At 45.4% G+C, this 17,919-nt stretch carries 20 protein-coding genes; 14 read left to right on the top strand and 6 right to left on the bottom strand.

Going from position 1 to position 17,919, the window contains the following annotated elements; genetic code table 11:
* Positions 1-27: 27 nt before the first annotated feature.
* The 5 genes from trpD (at position 28) to T433_RS0112705 (ending at position 3,903) form a co-directional block, all read left to right on the top strand.
* A complete protein-coding gene (trpD, locus tag T433_RS0112685) occupies positions 28-1,026 on the top strand; it encodes an anthranilate phosphoribosyltransferase (RefSeq protein WP_027449442.1) in 999 nt (332 codons plus the stop codon).
* A 57-nt stretch (positions 1,027-1,083) separates the two neighbouring features.
* Positions 1,084-1,821, top strand: coding sequence for an indole-3-glycerol phosphate synthase TrpC (gene trpC / locus T433_RS0112690; RefSeq protein ID WP_027456060.1), 738 nt, complete (start codon positions 1,084-1,086; stop codon positions 1,819-1,821).
* Positions 1,822-1,846: 25 nt separating this feature from the next.
* Positions 1,847-2,440, top strand: a complete 594-nt coding sequence (locus T433_RS0112695) for a phosphoribosylanthranilate isomerase (protein WP_081778497.1) — start codon at positions 1,847-1,849, stop codon at positions 2,438-2,440.
* A complete protein-coding gene (trpA, locus tag T433_RS0112700) occupies positions 2,437-3,216 on the top strand; it encodes a tryptophan synthase subunit alpha (RefSeq protein WP_027449445.1) in 780 nt (259 codons plus the stop codon). Before T433_RS0112695 ends, trpA begins: the two co-directional genes overlap by 4 nt.
* A 162-nt stretch (positions 3,217-3,378) precedes the next feature.
* A complete protein-coding gene (locus tag T433_RS0112705) occupies positions 3,379-3,903 on the top strand; it encodes a glycoside hydrolase family 88 protein (RefSeq protein WP_345938765.1) in 525 nt (174 codons plus the stop codon).
* Between the two features lie 98 nt (positions 3,904-4,001).
* Here the strand turns inward: T433_RS0112705 and T433_RS0112710 are convergent, their stop codons facing one another.
* From T433_RS0112710 to T433_RS16660, 4 genes are all read right to left on the bottom strand, one after another.
* Positions 4,002-5,399 carry a C1 family peptidase gene (locus T433_RS0112710; RefSeq protein WP_027456062.1) on the bottom strand — a complete coding sequence of 466 codons (1,398 nt, stop codon included), beginning with the start codon at positions 5,397-5,399 and terminating at the stop codon, positions 4,002-4,004.
* Positions 5,400-5,904: 505 nt separating this feature from the next.
* On the bottom strand, positions 5,905-6,774 hold the full coding sequence (locus T433_RS0112715; RefSeq protein ID WP_027456063.1) for a M48 family metallopeptidase: 870 nt from the start codon (positions 6,772-6,774) through the stop codon (positions 5,905-5,907).
* A gap of 138 nt (positions 6,775-6,912) precedes the next feature.
* Positions 6,913-7,272, bottom strand: coding sequence for a hypothetical protein (locus T433_RS0112720; protein ID WP_027449448.1), 360 nt, complete (start codon positions 7,270-7,272; stop codon positions 6,913-6,915).
* 122 nt (positions 7,273-7,394) lie between these two features.
* Positions 7,395-7,547 carry a hypothetical protein gene (locus T433_RS16660; protein ID WP_162164205.1) on the bottom strand — a complete coding sequence of 51 codons (153 nt, stop codon included), beginning with the start codon at positions 7,545-7,547 and terminating at the stop codon, positions 7,395-7,397.
* A 171-nt stretch (positions 7,548-7,718) separates the two neighbouring features.
* Between T433_RS16660 and T433_RS0112730 the strand changes: the two genes are divergently transcribed.
* From T433_RS0112730 to nudC, 4 genes are all read left to right on the top strand, one after another.
* Positions 7,719-8,315, top strand: a complete 597-nt coding sequence (locus tag T433_RS0112730; RefSeq protein WP_027449449.1) for an FKBP-type peptidyl-prolyl cis-trans isomerase — start codon at positions 7,719-7,721, stop codon at positions 8,313-8,315.
* A 25-nt stretch (positions 8,316-8,340) separates the two neighbouring features.
* A complete protein-coding gene (aroC, locus tag T433_RS0112735; RefSeq protein ID WP_027456064.1) occupies positions 8,341-9,414 on the top strand; it encodes a chorismate synthase in 1,074 nt (357 codons plus the stop codon).
* Between the two features lie 245 nt (positions 9,415-9,659).
* Complete coding sequence (locus T433_RS0112740; RefSeq protein WP_027456065.1) at positions 9,660-11,399, top strand: bifunctional metallophosphatase/5'-nucleotidase; 1,740 nt, start codon at positions 9,660-9,662, stop codon at positions 11,397-11,399.
* A 4-nt stretch (positions 11,400-11,403) separates the two neighbouring features.
* A complete protein-coding gene (gene nudC / locus T433_RS0112745; RefSeq protein ID WP_027456066.1) occupies positions 11,404-12,186 on the top strand; it encodes an NAD(+) diphosphatase in 783 nt (260 codons plus the stop codon).
* Here nudC and T433_RS0112750 read toward each other — a convergent pair.
* Both T433_RS0112750 and rfbC read right to left on the bottom strand, forming a co-directional pair.
* A complete protein-coding gene (locus T433_RS0112750) occupies positions 12,164-12,958 on the bottom strand; it encodes a DUF4738 domain-containing protein (RefSeq protein WP_027449453.1) in 795 nt (264 codons plus the stop codon). The two genes, nudC and T433_RS0112750, sit on opposite strands and share 23 nt — an antisense overlap.
* Before the next feature lie 27 nt (positions 12,959-12,985).
* Positions 12,986-13,534 (bottom strand): dTDP-4-dehydrorhamnose 3,5-epimerase, encoded by a 549-nt coding sequence (gene rfbC, locus T433_RS0112755; RefSeq protein ID WP_027449454.1) that lies wholly within the window; start codon positions 13,532-13,534, stop codon positions 12,986-12,988.
* Between the two features lie 113 nt (positions 13,535-13,647).
* On the opposite strand from rfbC, the gene T433_RS0112760 reads away from it, so the two are divergent.
* The 5 genes from T433_RS0112760 (at position 13,648) to T433_RS0112780 (ending at position 17,902) form a co-directional block, all read left to right on the top strand.
* Positions 13,648-14,631 carry an HU domain-containing protein gene (locus T433_RS0112760; RefSeq protein WP_027456067.1) on the top strand — a complete coding sequence of 328 codons (984 nt, stop codon included), beginning with the start codon at positions 13,648-13,650 and terminating at the stop codon, positions 14,629-14,631.
* Positions 14,632-14,641: 10 nt separating this feature from the next.
* Entirely contained in the window at positions 14,642-15,190 is a 549-nt protein-coding gene (locus T433_RS0112765) for an FHA domain-containing protein (protein WP_027456068.1), read from the top strand.
* Between the two features lie 149 nt (positions 15,191-15,339).
* The gene (locus tag T433_RS0112770) at positions 15,340-15,708 is read left to right on the top strand and encodes a response regulator transcription factor (RefSeq protein WP_027449457.1); all 369 of its coding nucleotides are present in this window, start codon (positions 15,340-15,342) and stop codon (positions 15,706-15,708) included.
* A gap of 9 nt (positions 15,709-15,717) precedes the next feature.
* A complete protein-coding gene (locus tag T433_RS0112775) occupies positions 15,718-16,917 on the top strand; it encodes a sugar transferase (RefSeq protein ID WP_027456069.1) in 1,200 nt (399 codons plus the stop codon).
* Between the two features lie 25 nt (positions 16,918-16,942).
* Positions 16,943-17,902 (top strand): TolC family protein, encoded by a 960-nt coding sequence (locus tag T433_RS0112780; protein ID WP_027456070.1) that lies wholly within the window; start codon positions 16,943-16,945, stop codon positions 17,900-17,902.
* Positions 17,903-17,919: the final 17 nt, after the last annotated feature.

Consider the following 17,919-nt stretch of genomic DNA (forward strand, 5'->3'; position numbering starts at 1 on the left):
ACAAACACAAAAAAGATGGAACAGACAATGAAAAGCTACCTCTTCAGGTTGCTGAACCACGAGGAACTGACTCGTGAGGAAATGAAATCGATTCTGATTGGTATCACACAGAGCGAATACCCCAACGAACAAATCACAGCGCTGCTGACCTGTCTGCAGATGCGTGGCGTCACCGTAGATGAACTGCTGGGATTTCGCGATGGCATTCTGGAGACAGGTGTTCCTGCCATTCTTGAAGCCGATCGCTATATCGACGTCGTAGGAACGGGTGGCGATCGCAAGAATACGTTCAATATCTCTACTACTGCTTGTTTCGTCATTGCAGGTGCTGGCTATAAGGTAGCTAAGCATGGCAACTATGCAGCTACTTCTGTATCGGGTGCCAGCAATGTGATTCAGCATCACGGCATAAAGTTCACGGATGATATCGACAAGCTGAACCGTTCGCTGAACGAGGCTGGCATTGTTTATCTTCATGCACAGCTCTTTGCCAAAGCCATGAAGTTTGTTGGTCCTATCCGCAAGGCCCTGCAGTTCCCCACCATCTTCAACTTGCTGGGCCCCATCGTCAACCCCTCACAACCCAAGTGCCAGCTGCTGGGTGTGGCCAATCTGGACCAGATGCGCCTCTACAACAGCGTTTACCAAAAGTTGGGCATAGACTATGGCATCGTCAACTCTATTGATGGCTACGATGAAATATCACTCACTGGCGACTTCAAGGTGACGACCAAAGAATACGAACGTATCTTTAAACCACAGGATTTGGGCTTCGACATTGCAAAACCCGAAGAATTAGTAGGTGGTGCCACCGAGGAAGAAGCTGCAGCTATCTTCGACTCTGTTCTTGAAAATCGTGCACTGCCAGCTCAGAAGAATATCGTACTGGCTAACGCTGCCTTTGGTATCCAGGTATTGGAACAAGGCAAGAAGAGCATTGAGGAGTGCATTGAGATAGCCCGCGAAAGTATCGATAGTGGCAACGCACTGAAGACCTTCAAGAAGTTTGTTGAGTTGAATAGCTAAACTATTCTCAAGACAACAGTTGATATCGCGACAACACAATAACGAAGAAATAACATGATGCAAGATATTCTAAAAGAAATCGTTGCCCATAAACATCTGGAGCTGGAACGCCTTTGCGCAAAGAAACCCTCTTTGCGCGAGGCGCTGCTGCAGAGCGAGACGGGCATCATTGCCGAGTTCAAACGCAAATCGCCTTCGAAAGGATGGATAAAGCAAGACGGACGGGCCGATATCATCCCCCTGAGCTATCAGCAGAATGGTGCTGCAGCCCTCTCTATCCTCACCGATGAGCACTACTTCGGTGGAGCAGACGAGTTTATTCGTCAGGCGCGGCAGAGTGGCGTCACCTTGCCTATCCTTTACAAGAACTTCGTCATCGACGAGGCTCAGCTCTATGCTGCAGCCCTCTGTGGCGCTTCGGCAGTACTCTTGATTGCTGCATGTCTTTCAAAACAGGAGTGCAAACGCCTGATGGACAAGGCCCATGCGCTGGGTTTGGAGGTATTGCTCGAGATGCATTCGGAAGCAGAACTGGAATATGCCGAGTTGGAACCAGACGTATGTGGCATCAACAATCGCAACCTCGGCTCGTTTGTTACAGACGTAGAGAACTCTTTCAGACTGGCAGAACTTCTGCCAAGAGAAGCGGTGAAAGTAAGCGAAAGCGGCATTTCAGACCCCAACACCGTGAAACTTCTTCGTTCTGCTGGTTTTCGTGGTTTCCTCATTGGCGAGAACTTCATGAAAACAGCCGATCCTGGCGTAGCACTCAACGCATTTATTTCTAAGTTATAATAAAAAGGTCTGTGATTTCTAAGTTATGATAAAAGTCTGTGGAATGCGAGAGGCGGACAATATCCGCGAGGCTGAAGCGCTGGACATCGACCTGATGGGTTTTATCTTTTGGCCCAAATCCAAGAGATATGTCAGCCGGATACCTGATTATCTGCCAACAAAGGTGAAGCGTGTAGGTGTATTTGTTGACGAAGACATTGAAGTAGTGAGAGAAAAGGCCCGCGAATACCAGCTCGACTACATCCAGCTTCATGGCTCCGAATCTGCAGAATATGCCAGCCAACTGGCAGAATGGCCACTCATCAAAGCCTTCAACATTGCCACTGCCGATGATTTTACCCAAACAGAAGCTTACGTGGGTGTGGTCAGCTATTTCCTTTTCGACACAAAGGGAAAGTCGGTAGGCGGAAATGGCGAGAAGTTCGACTGGGATGTGCTTGCAGCCTACAACGGCCAGACGCCTTTTCTGCTGAGTGGCGGAATAGGTCCTGACGACGCAGAGAAGCTAAGACACTTCTATCATCCTCAATGCATCGGCATAGACCTCAACTCCCGCTTTGAAATAACCCCTGGACTAAAAGATATCAAACAACTCAAACAATTCATTCAAGCTCTATGAACAAGATTAACTATCTCTTCGAAAATAGTAAGGACAAGAAACTTCTTTCGCTCTACTTCTGTGCAGGTTGTCCTACACTCGAAGGCACTGCCGATGTCATTCTGGCCATGCAGCAGCGCGGCATCTCGATGATTGAGGTAGGCATTCCCTTCAGCGATCCTCTGGCCGATGGCCCCGTTATTCAGAGTGCTGCCACCAAGGCGCTGAAAAACGGTATGAACCTGAAGTTGCTTTTTAGCCAACTGAAGAGCATCAAGGATCAAGTAGAGATACCATTGGTATTGATGGGCTACCTCAACCCCATTCTGCACTACGGCATCGAAGCGTTCTGCCAGTCGTGTGTGGACGCTGGTGTCAGCGGAGCTATCATACCCGATCTTCCCTTCGACGACTACATGAACACCGTGAAGCCAATAGCCGACAAATACGACCTGCGCATCATCATGCTGATCACACCAGAAACCAGCGAGGAGCGCATCCGCTTCATAGACGACCATACCGATGGTTTCATCTATATGGTTTCATCGGCAGCTATCACTGGCACACAGAAGAGTTTCGACGAACAGAAGCAGGCATACTTCCGTCGCATCAATGCTATGAACCTGCGCAATCCACGCATGATAGGTTTTGGCATCAGCAATAAACAGACGCTCGAAGCTGCCCAAGACAATGCTGCAGGTGCCATCATTGGTTCTAAGTTTGTCTCCCTGCTCAACGAAAGCGAGGGAGACGCCAATGCAGCCCTTGACCAGCTGTTCAGTGCCTTAGAGAAATAACTCTCCCCAAAACAACCATCACGCCATGAGTTCTGCTTAGCTCATGGCGTTTTTTTATCCGTAAAGCAGATAAATCTATAAAAAGAACGGGAGACTGATTGACTGTGTTGATTTTTTGTTTAACTTTGCACACATAGTAACATCATTCATACAATCCTGATAATGAAAAGACTACTGCTAATCGGCTTCCTACTTTTCTTTCTTTCCTTGTTGACAACCGACGCTCAGGAATGGTTCTCAATGGCACTTATCGAGGTGCTCGATGCGCTGCCAGAGGACTATTCACGCCGTCAGGAAGTCATCGAACTGCTGCAAAGCGACCTTGATGCCATCTTGAAATGGCAAGACAAAAGCAGCCATCTGTGGTATCAGGTGATGGATGCTCCTGGTCGCGAGGGTAACTACCTGGAAAGCACTTGCTCAGCCATGTTTGCCTACACCCTGCTAAAGGCCTATCGCAAGGGCTACGTGGGCACCAAGTATCGCGATGCTGGCATCCGTGCCTACCACGGCATTATCAACAACTTCATTCGCATCAATGCCGACAAGACCATCTCACTGACCCACTGCTGCAGCGTGGCTGGGCTCGGCCCGGCAGCAACTCCTGAGGTGGAAGCTGCCATCAGGAAGATCAACCCTAAGAGAAGTGTGAAAGAAAATCGCCGTCGCGATGGCAGCTACGACTAATATCTGTCGGAGCCCCAGCGCGACGACGATGCGAAGGGTATTGGCCCGTTTATATGGGCCTCACTGGAAATGGAGATGCTGGGTTACAACACCTCAGATTATTCATCCATCTGGAACAAGGGATCCTCTGGCATCACCATGACGGGTGCCGACTGATAGGCCTGCATCACCTTCTTGGGTACAAACTCATTGGGCACCACCAGACGGAACATATACTCGCGGAACCAGCGATCGGTCATAATCAGGCAGCCCTTTTGTCCCCAAGTAGCACCCCAGGAGTTTTCCACCTTCCACTTCTTGGCATTGCCTTTCTTGTCCAGATCTACGGCAGTCAGCGTCATAGCGTGGGTAGAACCGCTATCGAACGTAGAGATGCGCTCGGCCTTGTTCATAGCAAACGAAGTGCCAAAGAGTGATCCGTAGTCATAGTTCTCGGTATCAGCATAGCCACGTTTGCGATCCAGCATTTTGCCTACGTCATACGAACTATACAACTTACGTCCTGCCTTCAGGGCGCTGATAGCCATCTGCTCGATATCGTCCATGGGCAGATTCACATACTTCCAGTTATGTCCATCGTAGGTATGACGGTCGAAATCCACCTCATAGGTCTTGTAATACTCACGACGAGGGTCGTTCATCACCATGATAAAACTGCCATTCAGTGGCTGTCCTACCACCTCCTGATAGAATGACAATGGCGTATATTCCTTCTCATCTCCCACGGTCTCACCCTTTTCATTGCGGAAAGCATAGGTGAACACCTGTGGTGGCTCGCCTATGGTGTACTGCAACATGCGGTAGATCTGTGCCAGCATGCGTGTCTTGGCCTTATCCAGCGAAACGCCTTTCTTGCCTTTCTGAGCCATATCACGCAACTGCAATCCATACTCGCGCAGTTTTGAAGATACCAGCTGACGCGCCTTTGAGGTATTATCACTAGAGAACGACTCGGGCATGGCCTCCTTGGGCACCAAACCATATTTCTCTGCCAAATCGGCTACGCCACAGAATGTGCCGCCATCGCCTATTGGACTATGGAAGAAAAACTGAACTCGCTGATCATCAATGGGTTTCTCGGCTGTATCAATAATGCCTTGCAACATCAGGTTGGCTTTCTCCAACTGATCCCAGAAGAACAAGTAAGCCTGCGAAAACTCTACCGTCAGAGAGTCGGTACGCAGATTGAAATCATTGCGCAGCACGTTCATGCCGCTAAACATCCAGCAGCGGCCCGACTGCTGTTGATCAGTGATTGACTGCGATTTTGTCTCCACACTGAAATGCGTATCCAGCGCTTTCGCGTTCTGATGGTTCTGCGCCAGGTTGTCGATAGCATTGGCAGCTACCGCGTTCACCAGTGCTCGCTCCACGCCGCTCAGTTCGTTTTCTTTCTGTATTTCCTTCAGCATCTTGTCCGAGATGCCACCATCTTTTGTTTGTGCATAACCAGAAAGTGTCATACACAAAGTCATCATTAATAGTTCCTTTTTCATATCTTCTGCATGATTTTAGCTGCAAAATTAGCTAAAAACTTCCATATTCGTGACATAATGCATATTTTTGCAAGATTATTTAAGAAACTCGTCCACTGTAGATCTTTTCATAAAGCAGCCACCACAATCCCATTATGAATGACAAAAGCATTAGTCTTGCATAGCAAAAGTAGCCCTTTCAATGTGCAATAGTTATTGTTTAACGAGCTAAAAGTGGCACTTTTGCCCTCTAATTCGGTAAGTTTTGGTCTGCATCTAGACTCTAGATTAGTAATTTCTAGAGTCTGGACGCACCAATTCCAGAGTCTAGAATCACCTCATCTAGAGTCTGGAAACGATCAATCTAAAGTCTAGAAACAAATCAAAAGCGAAACTATTGGTAGATAGAAGCCTTTCTTTGAAGCTATAAAACGCCTTGAATAAGCCATCAATTCAGCCTAAATAAAAACAGAAAAGTGCCACTCTAAACTGGTTAAAGTGGCACTTTTCTATGCTTATTCAGTAACTATTTCTTAGCTGACTTCTTGCTGGTAATATGCAGCGTCTTGGTTGTCTTGGGTGCTGCTGAGCTCGATTGATAATACTTTTTGGCTTCAGGCAACCACTTCTGAATGTCTTTGATACGTTTCTCATCAGACGGATGATCGCTAAACAAGCCACCAGACCCCGATGACTGAGCTGCCATACGCTGCCAGAAAGAAACTGCCGTCTGTGGGTCGTAGCCTGCCATAGCAGCAAAGACCAGTCCCATGTGGTCGGCCTCGCTCTCCTGTTTGCGCGAGAAACCAGAGGTCCACAGAGAGGATCCCAGCGATGCACCTAATCCCAGCAACTGCGTCATACCATCGCTAGCACCTGCTGCCTGAGCTCCCACGCCCAACAAGGTGACACCATACTGCTTTTTATACTCATTGCTCAAGCGTTCGGCTGAGTGCTTAGCTACAGCATGTGCTATCTCGTGGCCTAAAACAACGGCGAGTGATGCTTCATCACGCGTCACAGGCAAAAGACCCTCATATACCACAATCTTTCCACCAGGCATACAGAAGGCATTCACCGAACGCTCTTGCACCAGGTTGAACTCCCACTTATATTGCGACACCTCATTGCCTAAACCATGCGTATTTAGATATTTCACCACGGCATTGGCCAAATTCTGCCCCACTCGCTTCACCATTGCCACATTGGCAGCATTGGTTGAAGTCTTGGCATTCTGCATATACTGCTGATACTGCTGGTAAGAAAGTGACAACACCTGCTGGTCGTCAACAAGCAGATTCTGCTTACGCCCCGTAATGGGCACCGTTGAAGTGGTACCACATCCCACTAAAATAGATGACACTAACGTCAAAAGAAGGATACGAATATTTTTCATGAGTTCAAGCATTATTTGGCAGCAAAGTTAAACATTTATGGTGAAGTTTCCAAACAAAACGTCAAAAAAAACTAGAGGTGCACTCCATCACGAGTACACCTCCAGTAACCTTCAGTTAATATTATTCACTTAAAACTATTATTTCAAACCGCGGTTCTGCAATGTTACGTTGAGCAGCATCAAATAAGTTCTGTACTGCTTGCGATCAAGAACGTAGTGCATGTAGCGGATGTCCTTACGTACGGCGTTGTCAACCAGAGCCTCACGCTCGTCGCTATTTGCAGCTGCAGCCAACTTCATCTCGTTGCAGAAGTTGTTGTGGATGTCCTCAACAGCCTCCATCTGATCGCCATTCAGACCCAGTGTAACGGCCAGCTTACGCATGTTGATATTCATATTGTAAGCATCAGCGTTCAGAGTTGCATTGTTGTTCTCGTTCTCAGCATAAGTCATAGTCATGCTCATCATTGCAACAATCATCAAAACAATCTTCTTCATAATCTCTTTCCTTTCTTTCTTTACTCAGAACCTTCAGGGTGTGTTGGTTATCCTTTTCTGTTTAATACTACTTTTTTGTTCCCTTTCAGGTCCCTACTTTCATTTAATGTTATCCTTTATTGTTATCCTTTGTCATCAGGATTTATTTCCTTTTGACGATGCAAAGGTACGACGTTTTTACGAACCTGCAATGGATTTTTTGTAATTGTGTGCGATAACAGCCCCTTTTGTTGACCCAAATCAACGACTTGACCTATTTCGGGTCTGTCAGCCATTTCCTACATAAACCGCTCCATTCTGCTGGCAGCCCACTCTCTGCACATCCTCTACTACACCGGCTTTTAACTTCCATTTTGACTTCATAAAATTATTTATTGCTCGCACATGCGGGTAATTATGAATAAATTCGTACCTTTGCAAAGCAAATATATAACAATCAACAAGAAATGGATAAGAAACAAAACAAGTACATCTCTGTGAGCTATCAGCTCTACTCTATCGACAAAGAGGGCGCAAAGAATCTGGAAGAAGAAACTCAGCAAGACCGTCCGTTCAACTTCATTAGCGGTTTCGGATTCTCGCTCGATGGCTTCGAGAATCGTCTGATCGACATGGAGGCAGGCACTACATTCGATTTTACGCTGGCCCCAGCCGATGCTTTCGGAGAGTATCAGCCCGAGGGTGTACATAAGGTAGGACGCGAAATCTTCGAGGTCAACGGCAAGTTTGACGAGGCAAACATCTTCCCTGGCGCCGTCATCACCATGATGGACAGCGAGGAGAAGCGCTTCATGGTGCGCGTTGACAAGATCGAAGACGATGGCGTCACACTCGACACGAACCATCCCTTGGCTGGCAAGACACTGCAGTTTACAGGTAAAGTGCTGGAAAACCGCGAAGCTACCAACGAAGAAATCCAAAAGTTGCTCAGCCATCTGAGTGGCGAATGCGGTGGCTGCGGCGGCAACTGCGGTGGCGGTTGTGGCGGTGACTGTGGCGGAAGCTGCGGTGGCGGCTGCGGCGACGACTGCAAATGTAATTAATAACTAAGCTAAATACCATAGACAAGTGAACACATTCGGACAACTATTCACATTGACCACCTTTGGCGAAAGCCACGGCGCAGCCATCGGAGGTGTTATCGACGGTATGCCGGCAGGCATCCAGATTGACATGGATTTCATTCAGCAAGAGCTGAACCGTCGTCGCCCTGGTCAAAGTGCTATCACCACTTCACGTCAGGAACCCGATCAGGTAGAACTGCTCAGTGGTGTTTTCGAGGGCGTATCAACAGGTACACCTATTGGTTTCATCGTGCGCAACAAGAATCAGCATTCTCAAGACTACGAGAATCTGCGCACCATCTTTCGCCCATCGCATGCCGATTTCACTTATTATAATAAATATGGTACGCGCGACCATCGTGGCGGTGGCCGCTCTTCTGCCCGCATTACCATCAGTCGTGTGGTAGGCGGAGCACTGGCTAAGTTGGCCTTACAACAGCTGGGCATCACCGTTCAGGCCTACACATCGCAGGTAGGCGACATTTCACTGGAGCGCGATTATCGTCTCTACGACCTCTCGCAGACTGAGAGCAACGCCGTGAGATGCCCCGATCAGCAGAAAGCCGCCCAAATGGAAGCACTGATACAGCAGGTGAAAGCCGATGGCGACACCATTGGCGGCGTAATCACCTGTGTGATTAAAGGATGCCCAGTTGGGCTCGGTGGGCCCGAGTTCGACAAGCTACATGCTCTACTAGGCAGCGCCATGCTAAGTATCAATGCTGTGAAAGGCTTTGAATACGGCGAAGGATTTGCCGGTGTCACACAGCGCGGATCTGAGCAAAACGACGTGTTTACCCAGGCAGACGGCAATATCCAAACGACCACCAATCACAGTGGTGGCATCCAAGGTGGTATCTCCAACGGGCAAGACATCTACTTCAGGATAGCCTTCAAGCCCGTGGCCACGCTTTTACGTGAACAGTCAACTGTTGACATAGAAGGAAATTCTACAACTTTTACGGCTCGAGGAAGGCACGATCCATGCGTTTTACCACGAGCAGTACCCGTTGTCGAGGCAATGGCCGCAATGACCATTTTAGACCAATATTTGGTCAATTTAACCACAAAATTATAGCGTTTTTGTATTTTTAGTGAAATTTATTCCAAAAACATTTTGATGTTTCGGAAATAAGTCGTAACTTTGCAGACGCTAATAAGGGTTTGTGAAAATCCTATATAAGCTTTAGTTAAGTCTAGTTTAGTTTTTGTGTTGGTTGAGGGTTGCTGATTGGCAGCCCTCAAATTTTTTATCTTTTTATTGCCGTCTTTCCTTCTATTTTTTGTATTTTTGCAGGCGAATATCGTTATACACCATTCGTTATGAAGAAGCTATTAATCATCGGTATGTCACTACTGTGTACTTCAAGCATCAAGGCCGAATCTGCAGAAAAGACCGTTCGTCTCAGGATTATCGAGACCAGCGACGTACATGGGCGTTTTTTCCCCTATGACTTTATTGAGCGCAAGCCATTAGAGGGCTCTTTGGCTAGGGTAAGTACCTATGTCAATCGTCTCAGGAAAGACTATGGAGACAACCTGCTGCTATTGGACAATGGCGACATTTTGCAAGGGCAACCTCTCAACTACTGGAGCAACTTTGTGAACGCTGGTGATGAGAATATAGCTGCATCGGTGGTGAACTACATGAGTTACGATGCCCAAACCATTGGCAACCACGACATTGAAACGGGTCATCAAGTGTACGACAAATGGATAAAGGAGGTGAAATGCCCCATGCTTGGTGCCAATATCATTAGCAAGAAGACAGGGAAAGCATATGTAGCGCCATACACCATGTTTGAACGCGAGGGTGTAAGAATTGCCGTGATCGGCATGCTGACACCCACCATTCCCTGCTGGTTGGACGAGACTATATGGAAAGGCCTATCGTTTCAGGAAATGGTAGCAGATGCCAGTCGGTGGGTAAAGCACGTGAAAGACAGCGAGCATGCCGACATCGTCATAGGACTCTTCCATAGCGGAAAGGATGGTGGCATCACGTTAGGCAATGGTATCGAGGAGAATGCTTCTGCTCGTGTGGCTCGAGAAGTGCCAGGATTTGATATCATTTTCTATGGTCACGACCACACCCGCAACAAAGAATGGATTACCAATGAGGCAGGAGAGCAGGTCTTGATTCTCGATCCAGCCAACAATGCCACACACGTATCGGATGCTACGATAGAGTTGACAGTCAAGGATGGGAAAATCACTAACAAGGCTATCAAAGGCGAATTAGTCAATATCAGCAAGGAAGCTATTGACGAGGCCATGATGGCTCACTTTCAGAAAGAGATAGACAGCGTCAAACAATATGCCAGCAGGCGTATCTGTCACCTCAACCATACGATCAGTACACGCGACGGCTATTTTGGCAACTCGGCATTCACCGACCTGATTCACAACATGATGCTGAAAATATCAAAAGCAGATATATCTTTCAACGCCCCTCTCTCGTTTGATAGTAGCATCAAGGCTGGTAACATAACGGTTGCAGATATGTTCAACCTATATAAATATGAGAACAAACTCTATGTGCTTAAAATGACCGGCAGGGAAATCAAGAATTATCTGGAAGAGAGCTACTCCCGCTGGATCAACACCATGCAAAGTGCCGATGACCATCTGTTACTTCTCAAAAAGGACAATACAGGCAGTCAACAGCGCCCAGCATTCCAGAACTTCACATTTAATTTCGATTCCGCCTCTGGCATAGACTACGAAGTAGATGTCACCAAACCAGCCGGACAGAAGGTGCGCATACTACGTCTTAGCAATGGTAAACCATTCAATGAGAACAAGACATATAAGGTGGCCATGAACAGTTATAGAGGCAGTGGCGGCGGCGAACTGCTAACCAAAGGAGCTGGCATCGCTAATGAGGAGATTGAGAAACGCATCATCTTCAAATCATCTTTAGACTTGCGCCACTACATGATGGAGGAGATGCAACGCATGGGACACATCAGTCCTTCGCCCAACAGCAATTGGAAATTTGTGCCAGAGACATGGACTAAACCCGCTGCACAACGAGACAGAAAACTAATATTTGGAGAATAAAACAATGAAACGCTACTATTTTGTATTCTGTAAGGATGACATCATGTTGGAGAAAAAAGCAGATGGCACCTACACCATTCCTTTCCTTGAAGAGCCTCCCATCGCTCTGAAGCCCTGGACAACAATGCTCAATGTCGGTACCATCAACGATGCCGAGGTTAAAGCATACACCATAGAGACACCTGTCACAGACAACGACAAATATGAGATGTGCCCTCTCCGCCAAAGCTATTATAAACTGACGGAAGAACTGTATCTCAGAGCTGGAAAATGTGCCGAACTGATCTACTGGGATCAAAACACAAAATTCTGTGGAGTTTGCGGAGGACATATGCACTTCCACACAGACATCTCAAAACGTTGTGAGATGTGCGGCAAAGAAATATGGCCTCAACTGGCCCCTGCCGTTATCGTACTGATCCATCGCGATGCCGACACCGTATTGTTAGCGCGAGGTAGAAGCTTTAAAAGAGATTTCTATGGCCTCGTAGCCGGTTTCGTGGAAACTGGAGAAACACTGGAAGAGGCTGTCAAAAGGGAAGTTATGGAAGAAACAGGCCTGTCTATTAAGAATCTGAGATACTTTGGTTCGCAACCCTGGCCTTATCCTTGCGGCATCATGGTGGGTTTCCAAGCCGACTATGCCGGAGGTGAGCTACATCTACAACGCGAAGAGTTAAGCAATGCAGCATGGTTCCATCGTGACAATCTGCCGAATCTGCCTGAAAAGCTATCGATTGCCCGTAGAATGATTGACAACTGGCTTAATACTCCAGCAGATTCATAGACAGCTGGCCATCGAAACCAACTAACGTCTCCACCATATAGCAACTGGCTTCTTCTGGGATACAAAGTGTGGCATTGAAATGAACGCCTTTAGCGTCTATGTAATCATATGTCATGCCGCCCAGAATAGCCTGGGACAGGAACTCCTTAGGAACCTTATCTTCATACATCTGCTTTTTCATGTCGCGTGAAAACAAACGTTTCGCACCATGATATAAACTGATGTGTATGATATTGTCATAATATACATTCTCAACACCAACGCCCTCGCTATTATATGAAGTCTTTGTCACTTGATACTTTGTGGGGTTAACAACGACGTACCAATGGTAACGTTCACCATTGTAAAGCACCACAGAATCACGTTTCACAATTGCCGAACTTGAAATCATCTCAGGCTGCAGCCCACAGAATGCCAACGAATCTGCCTGCGATGTGCTCTTTCGCAATCTCACATCATCCCCCGTTTGATTCTGAAAACAAAAGAAATGTTCCGACTGTTGCACTACCGCATAACGATATCCACCAAGTTCCAGCGAGTCGTTGATTATACGAAAATAGGACGGTTGACTTGAATTATCAGGATAATAAATAGTATCACCCTCTACCTTAAATACAATCTCATCAGTATTATCCTCCACCCAGATACCCTGCAACATAGCCTTCGCATTTAGATTCTCGGTATTCAACGTATCGGGTTTGGATTTGACACAACTAAGGCATGCGACAAGAATCACAGCACAAGAAATCATCGTTACGAATATTCCCTTCATCTCCAATCGCACCTTAATTAAATAATACTAATCAAAATAATAAGAATCCTTGAACAATGGAGCCTTCAGATCCTTCTCGCTAGTCAATACGTTCATTGATTCTGTAGGCCATTTGATATTCAAATCAGGATCATCCCAACGAATGCTTGCCTCCTCTTGAGGAGCATACACATTGTCCACCTTATAAGTAAAGATAGCCTTTTCACTCAAAACCAGAAAGCCATGGGCAAATCCACGAGGAATAAAGAATTGGCGCTTATTCTCATCACTCAGCTCTACAGCCACATACTGTCCGAATGTGGGAGAACTCTTTCGCAAATCTACGGCAACATCTAGCACACGTCCAAGAATAACTCTCACTAACTTCGCCTGAGAATAATCTCCTTTCTGAAAATGAAGACCTCTTAACACACCGCGAGAAGACATCGATTCGTTATCTTGAACAAAACTAACCTTTCCTACATGCTGCTCGAATTCCTCCTGTTTCCAAGCCTCAAAAAAATATCCACGTGCATCATTAAACACCCGTGGCTCAATAACATACACTCCTTCTATTGAAGTTTCTTTATAATTCATTAATGTATTATATAGTAATTTCCGAGTGCAAAATTAAAAAATTATTCCGAATTGTCGAATGATTTTTTGTTTTTTATTTGCTTATCTCAAAAAAAAGGAGTAATTTTGCACTCATGATTGAGTTGGAAAAACATATAGAAGTTTTACTATTAAACAATGATTGTGTCATTGTGCCTGGCCTTGGTGGATTCATGGGGCACTATATGGATGCACGTTTCGACGAGCAGGAATCCCTTTTTCTCCCCCCACTCCGCTCTTTGGGCTTCAATCCACAACTCACGATCAACGACTCATTACTTGTTCAATCATACGTTGAAGCATACGACATCAGCTATCCAGAAGCGCTCCGTCGCATTGAAGCTGAAGTCCAAGAACTACGTTTACACTTGGAAACTGAAGGCAAGTACGAACTAAACGATATCGGTATCCTTTCACTCAACGACGAGGGTCATCTTACATTCGCACCCTGCGAAGCTGGCATATTAACGCCAGCTCTTTATGGCCTAGGTTCTTTCGAGATGCCGCGTATAGATACTGTCGCTGGCCAGAATTCCGAGACAAACAGCATTGGTATCCACGAAAACGCCATTACCATCAAGATGTCATGGATTCGCAATATGGTTGCTGCCGTTGCTGCAATTATTGCATTCTTCATGATTGGCACCCCCGTATCAGACAGTGAGATACCAACCAACATCCAGCAAAGCGCATTTATATCTATCCCCAGCGCTCATCATGCGACACCTGCAGCAGAAGTAGCTGCTGAGTCAATTGCAAAAGCTATCGTAGAAACCAGTATGGCCAATAGCGCAGCAACCATCAGTAGCGAGGTTAATGCTGAGACAAGCCAATCAAAAGAAGCCGCTGCCCAATACTGTTTAGTATTAGCAAGCCAGGTTTCTAAGAAGAATGCTGAGGTCTTCATTAGTCAGCTTCAGGCTAAAGGCTTTGAAGATGTACGAATACTGACCACCACCATGACACGAGTGGTTTATGGCAACTTCGCCAGCGAATCTGAAGCATACAATCATTTACAGTCATTGCAGGGCCAAAGCAAGTATTTCCAGGATGCTTGGGTCATGAAAGTTCAGCCATAAATTATTCAAGATGAAGCGAGTGCGTTGCCCCAAATGTGATCAATACATCACATTCGATGAAACAAAATACACTGCTGGCCAGTCACTAGTATTTCAATGTCCTGAGTGCGGCAAGCAGTTTGGTATTCGTTTGGGCACTGCAAAATTGCGCGAAACTCTAAAAAAAGAAAACGAGCAGTTGAACAATGACAATGGTGAAAGAAACAAAGATGAAGCCCCATGTGGCAGCATCATTGTCATTGAGAACGTTTTTCACTATAAACAAATCCTGCCGCTCCAGATGGGCGATAACACCATTGGTCGTTATCAAAAGGGAAATCCCATCAACACGCCTATTGAGACTGTCGACCCCAGCGTTGACTTGACTCACTGCATTATAAATGTCAGTCTGGACAAACGTGGCCAATTAAAATACACGCTTCGAGACACAAATAGTAATACAGGTACTTTTGTGGACAATGTCGAACTACGACAAGGCGAGCGACGCACCATCGAAGATGGCACTCTGTTTACGATTGGTGCCACCAGTATTATACTTCGAACCCAAAACGAAGAATAATAATTACCTTTTGACCTCTTTTTACTACAGAAAAGTCTTTTTTTAGATAAAAAAAGCATTTTTTTCATACATTTTATGGTTGCTTAAAATATTTTTCCTACCTTTGCACGGAAAAGAAATTTTAGAGTCAACAACAAGTTTATTCATATATGAAAAAAAAGATTCTTATACTAGACGACAAAGAGACTATTGCCAAAGTTCTCTCAATCTACCTAATGAGCGACTATGACGTACAATGGCTACCCGATGGACTTCAAGGCGTAAAGTGGCTCCAGGCTGGCAATACTCCCGATTTGATTATTTCTGACATTCGTATGCCAGGAATGCGCGGCGACGACTTCTTGGAGTGGATTAAGCAGAATGAATTGTTCCGCCACATCCCTGTCATCATGCTATCCAGTGAAGACTCGACGAGTGAGCGTATCCGCCTATTGGAGATTGGTGCAGAAGATTACATCGTAAAGCCTTTCAACCCCATGGAGTTGAAAATCAGAGTCAAAAAGATATTGCCCAACTAATTGAATACTATGATAGGTGTTATTTACTTAGGCCAAGACCCTGAATCAGAAGAACGCCTGAAATATCTGCCTGGTAAGAAGGTCATATTTACAAGGAGTTATATCGAAACTGCTGATTTGTGCAACAAGCGTGCACACAATGAGCATTATATCCTCATCTACGAAAAGAATCTTCGTGCTGAGGATGTAACTGCTATTACATACCTACGCCAGACATGTCCAAGCTTATACATAATTCTTCTGACCCACACGCTATCACAAGAAGAAAGAATCATATATCAAAAATGCGGTATTAACGACACGTTGGCCCCCGATGCGCCCGTTACAGAACTGAGTAAGAAACTTCAGTTCATATACGATCGTGAAGACATGCTTTTTGACACGAATGTTTCCAAACAGAAAATTTTGCGCTTTCAAATTCCCCTTTGGAAACGCACCTTCGACGTTATTTTTTCTCTGTTAGGTATCATTATTCTTTCACCAATAATGATCATAACGACGATAGCCATCAAGCTTGAAAGTCCAGGTCCAGCATTGTTCAAGTCAAAACGAGTTGGCACCAACTATAAGGTCTTTGATTTCCTCAAGTTCCGCTCTATGTACTCTGATGCTGAAAAGCGTCTGAAAGAGCTCAGTAAGACAGCAAACCAATATTCAGAAAACGAGAAGTCTCAAAAACCCATAATAACATCTCCACTTGGAGAAGAGGCAGAACAGAACATGTTCGACATGGGTATTGAGTCTGAAATGATGATTAGTGACGAAGAGGTGATGCTTGTCGGTGATGACTTTGTGGTTTCTGAAAACGACTTCAGTAAGCAACGTCAAGAGGAAAACAGTAATGCATTCGTCAAGATTGAAAATGATCCACGCGTCACAAAGGTTGGCAAATTCATTCGCAAATATAGCATAGACGAATTACCACAGCTTTTCAACATCCTGAAAGGCGACATGTCTATAGTAGGTAATAGACCTTTGCCACTTTACGAAGCAGAGAAATTAACTATCGATAGCTCTATCGACCGCTTTGTTGCTCCTGCTGGTCTTACCGGTCTCTGGCAGGTTGAGGAACGTGGAAAAGGCGGCAACATGTCAGCAGAAGAACGTAAGCAGTTAGATATTCAATATGGCCAGACCTATAATTTTTGGCTAGACATGAAGATTATCTTTCGCACGATCTTTGCCTTTGTACAGAAAGAAAACGTATAATTGCAATCTGAAATAGCAAGTGACTATGACAAGAAATATATTGTTGACTGCCATTTTAGCTTTTGCTAGCAGTATTTCCTTTGGTCAAACATCTGAGGAAACGGGTGTTAATGCAGGTTTTTTCGATTCAAATTCGCAGACAGGTTTTAGCTTTTCAACGTTTAAGTTACCTCCACTTGCAGTTTTGTTTGAAAACGCCAAAATGAATCCATCCATTCTGCAATTGGCCAAAGAACAAGAAATTGCAGAAGCCGAAGTCACTAAGCAGCGTAAACATATATTCTCTTATGTACAGGGACACGCCAGCTATAGCTACGGTAAAGCCGACATGTGGGGTAATAACTCCTCAGAAGTTAGTCCAATGATCTATCAGTTTCAAGGTTCGGAACAATCTTATTGGAATGTAGGAGTCAATGTCAGTGTGCCCTTAGAGGACCTTCTTGACTTAGGTCACTCAGTCAAGAGAAAGAAATTATTAGTTGATAACGCTCAACTAAAAAAGGATGTTGCCTTTGATGAACTTAAGCTACAAATTGTCACACTATATATCCGCATCACCAACAATCTTGTAGCACTCAAGAATGCAGGTACGGCTGCTGCTATTGCCCAAGGTGCAGAAGCACTGAATGAGCTTGAGTTCCATCATGGAAATATGGATATTTCAGCATATACAAGTGCAGGAACTGAAAGTCAAGGTGCCGTAAATACTTATCAAACCCTCCTGACACAGATTACAACAGATATCGTCACGCTCGAAATTCTGACGCATACACCTATTATCACGAATACGACAACCGACATCACACTTGATGAAGCTGTCGAGAAGAGCGAAAAGCAGATTGAAAAAGAAAACAAGGTTGTGCAGAAACGTATAAAGGCTGAAGTGGAAGAAGAGATAAAAGCAGAAAAGCAAAGAGAGAAAGAAGCATCAAGAGCTGCGAAAGAGGCAGAAAAGACTGCTAAAGCCGCAAAGAACAACAAATAAAAGTTATTTATAATCTT

The sequence above is a fragment of the Xylanibacter brevis ATCC 19188 genome (assembly GCF_000621725.1).
GTDB classification, from domain to species: domain Bacteria; phylum Bacteroidota; class Bacteroidia; order Bacteroidales; family Bacteroidaceae; genus Prevotella; species Prevotella brevis.

Bases quoted from the DNA above. Each gene is read 5' to 3' on its own strand.
- T433_RS0112705 (WP_345938765.1), top strand. From the start codon at position 3,379: ATGAAAAGACTACTGCTAATCGGCTTCCTACTTTTCTTTCTTTCCTTG.
- trpC (WP_027456060.1), top strand. From the start codon at position 1,084: ATGCAAGATATTCTAAAAGAAATCGTTGCCCATAAACATCTGGAGCTG.
- T433_RS0112720 (WP_027449448.1), bottom strand. From the start codon at position 7,272: ATGAAGAAGATTGTTTTGATGATTGTTGCAATGATGAGCATGACTATG.
- T433_RS0112740 (WP_027456065.1), top strand. From the start codon at position 9,660: ATGAAGAAGCTATTAATCATCGGTATGTCACTACTGTGTACTTCAAGC.
- T433_RS0112715 (WP_027456063.1), bottom strand. From the start codon at position 6,774: ATGAAAAATATTCGTATCCTTCTTTTGACGTTAGTGTCATCTATTTTA.
- T433_RS0112780 (WP_027456070.1), top strand. From the start codon at position 16,943: ATGACAAGAAATATATTGTTGACTGCCATTTTAGCTTTTGCTAGCAGT.
- T433_RS0112710 (WP_027456062.1), bottom strand. From the start codon at position 5,399: ATGAAAAAGGAACTATTAATGATGACTTTGTGTATGACACTTTCTGGT.
- T433_RS0112750 (WP_027449453.1), bottom strand. From the start codon at position 12,958: ATGAAGGGAATATTCGTAACGATGATTTCTTGTGCTGTGATTCTTGTC.
- T433_RS0112695 (WP_081778497.1), top strand. From the start codon at position 1,847: ATGATAAAAGTCTGTGGAATGCGAGAGGCGGACAATATCCGCGAGGCT.
- T433_RS0112765 (WP_027456068.1), top strand. From the start codon at position 14,642: ATGAAGCGAGTGCGTTGCCCCAAATGTGATCAATACATCACATTCGAT.
- T433_RS0112770 (WP_027449457.1), top strand. From the start codon at position 15,340: ATGAAAAAAAAGATTCTTATACTAGACGACAAAGAGACTATTGCCAAA.
- rfbC (WP_027449454.1), bottom strand. From the start codon at position 13,534: ATGAATTATAAAGAAACTTCAATAGAAGGAGTGTATGTTATTGAGCCA.
- T433_RS0112730 (WP_027449449.1), top strand. From the start codon at position 7,719: ATGGATAAGAAACAAAACAAGTACATCTCTGTGAGCTATCAGCTCTAC.
- trpA (WP_027449445.1), top strand. From the start codon at position 2,437: ATGAACAAGATTAACTATCTCTTCGAAAATAGTAAGGACAAGAAACTT.
- nudC (WP_027456066.1), top strand. From the start codon at position 11,404: ATGAAACGCTACTATTTTGTATTCTGTAAGGATGACATCATGTTGGAG.
- T433_RS16660 (WP_162164205.1), bottom strand. From the start codon at position 7,547: ATGGCTGACAGACCCGAAATAGGTCAAGTCGTTGATTTGGGTCAACAA.
- T433_RS0112760 (WP_027456067.1), top strand. From the start codon at position 13,648: ATGATTGAGTTGGAAAAACATATAGAAGTTTTACTATTAAACAATGAT.
- trpD (WP_027449442.1), top strand. From the start codon at position 28: ATGAAAAGCTACCTCTTCAGGTTGCTGAACCACGAGGAACTGACTCGT.
- T433_RS0112775 (WP_027456069.1), top strand. From the start codon at position 15,718: ATGATAGGTGTTATTTACTTAGGCCAAGACCCTGAATCAGAAGAACGC.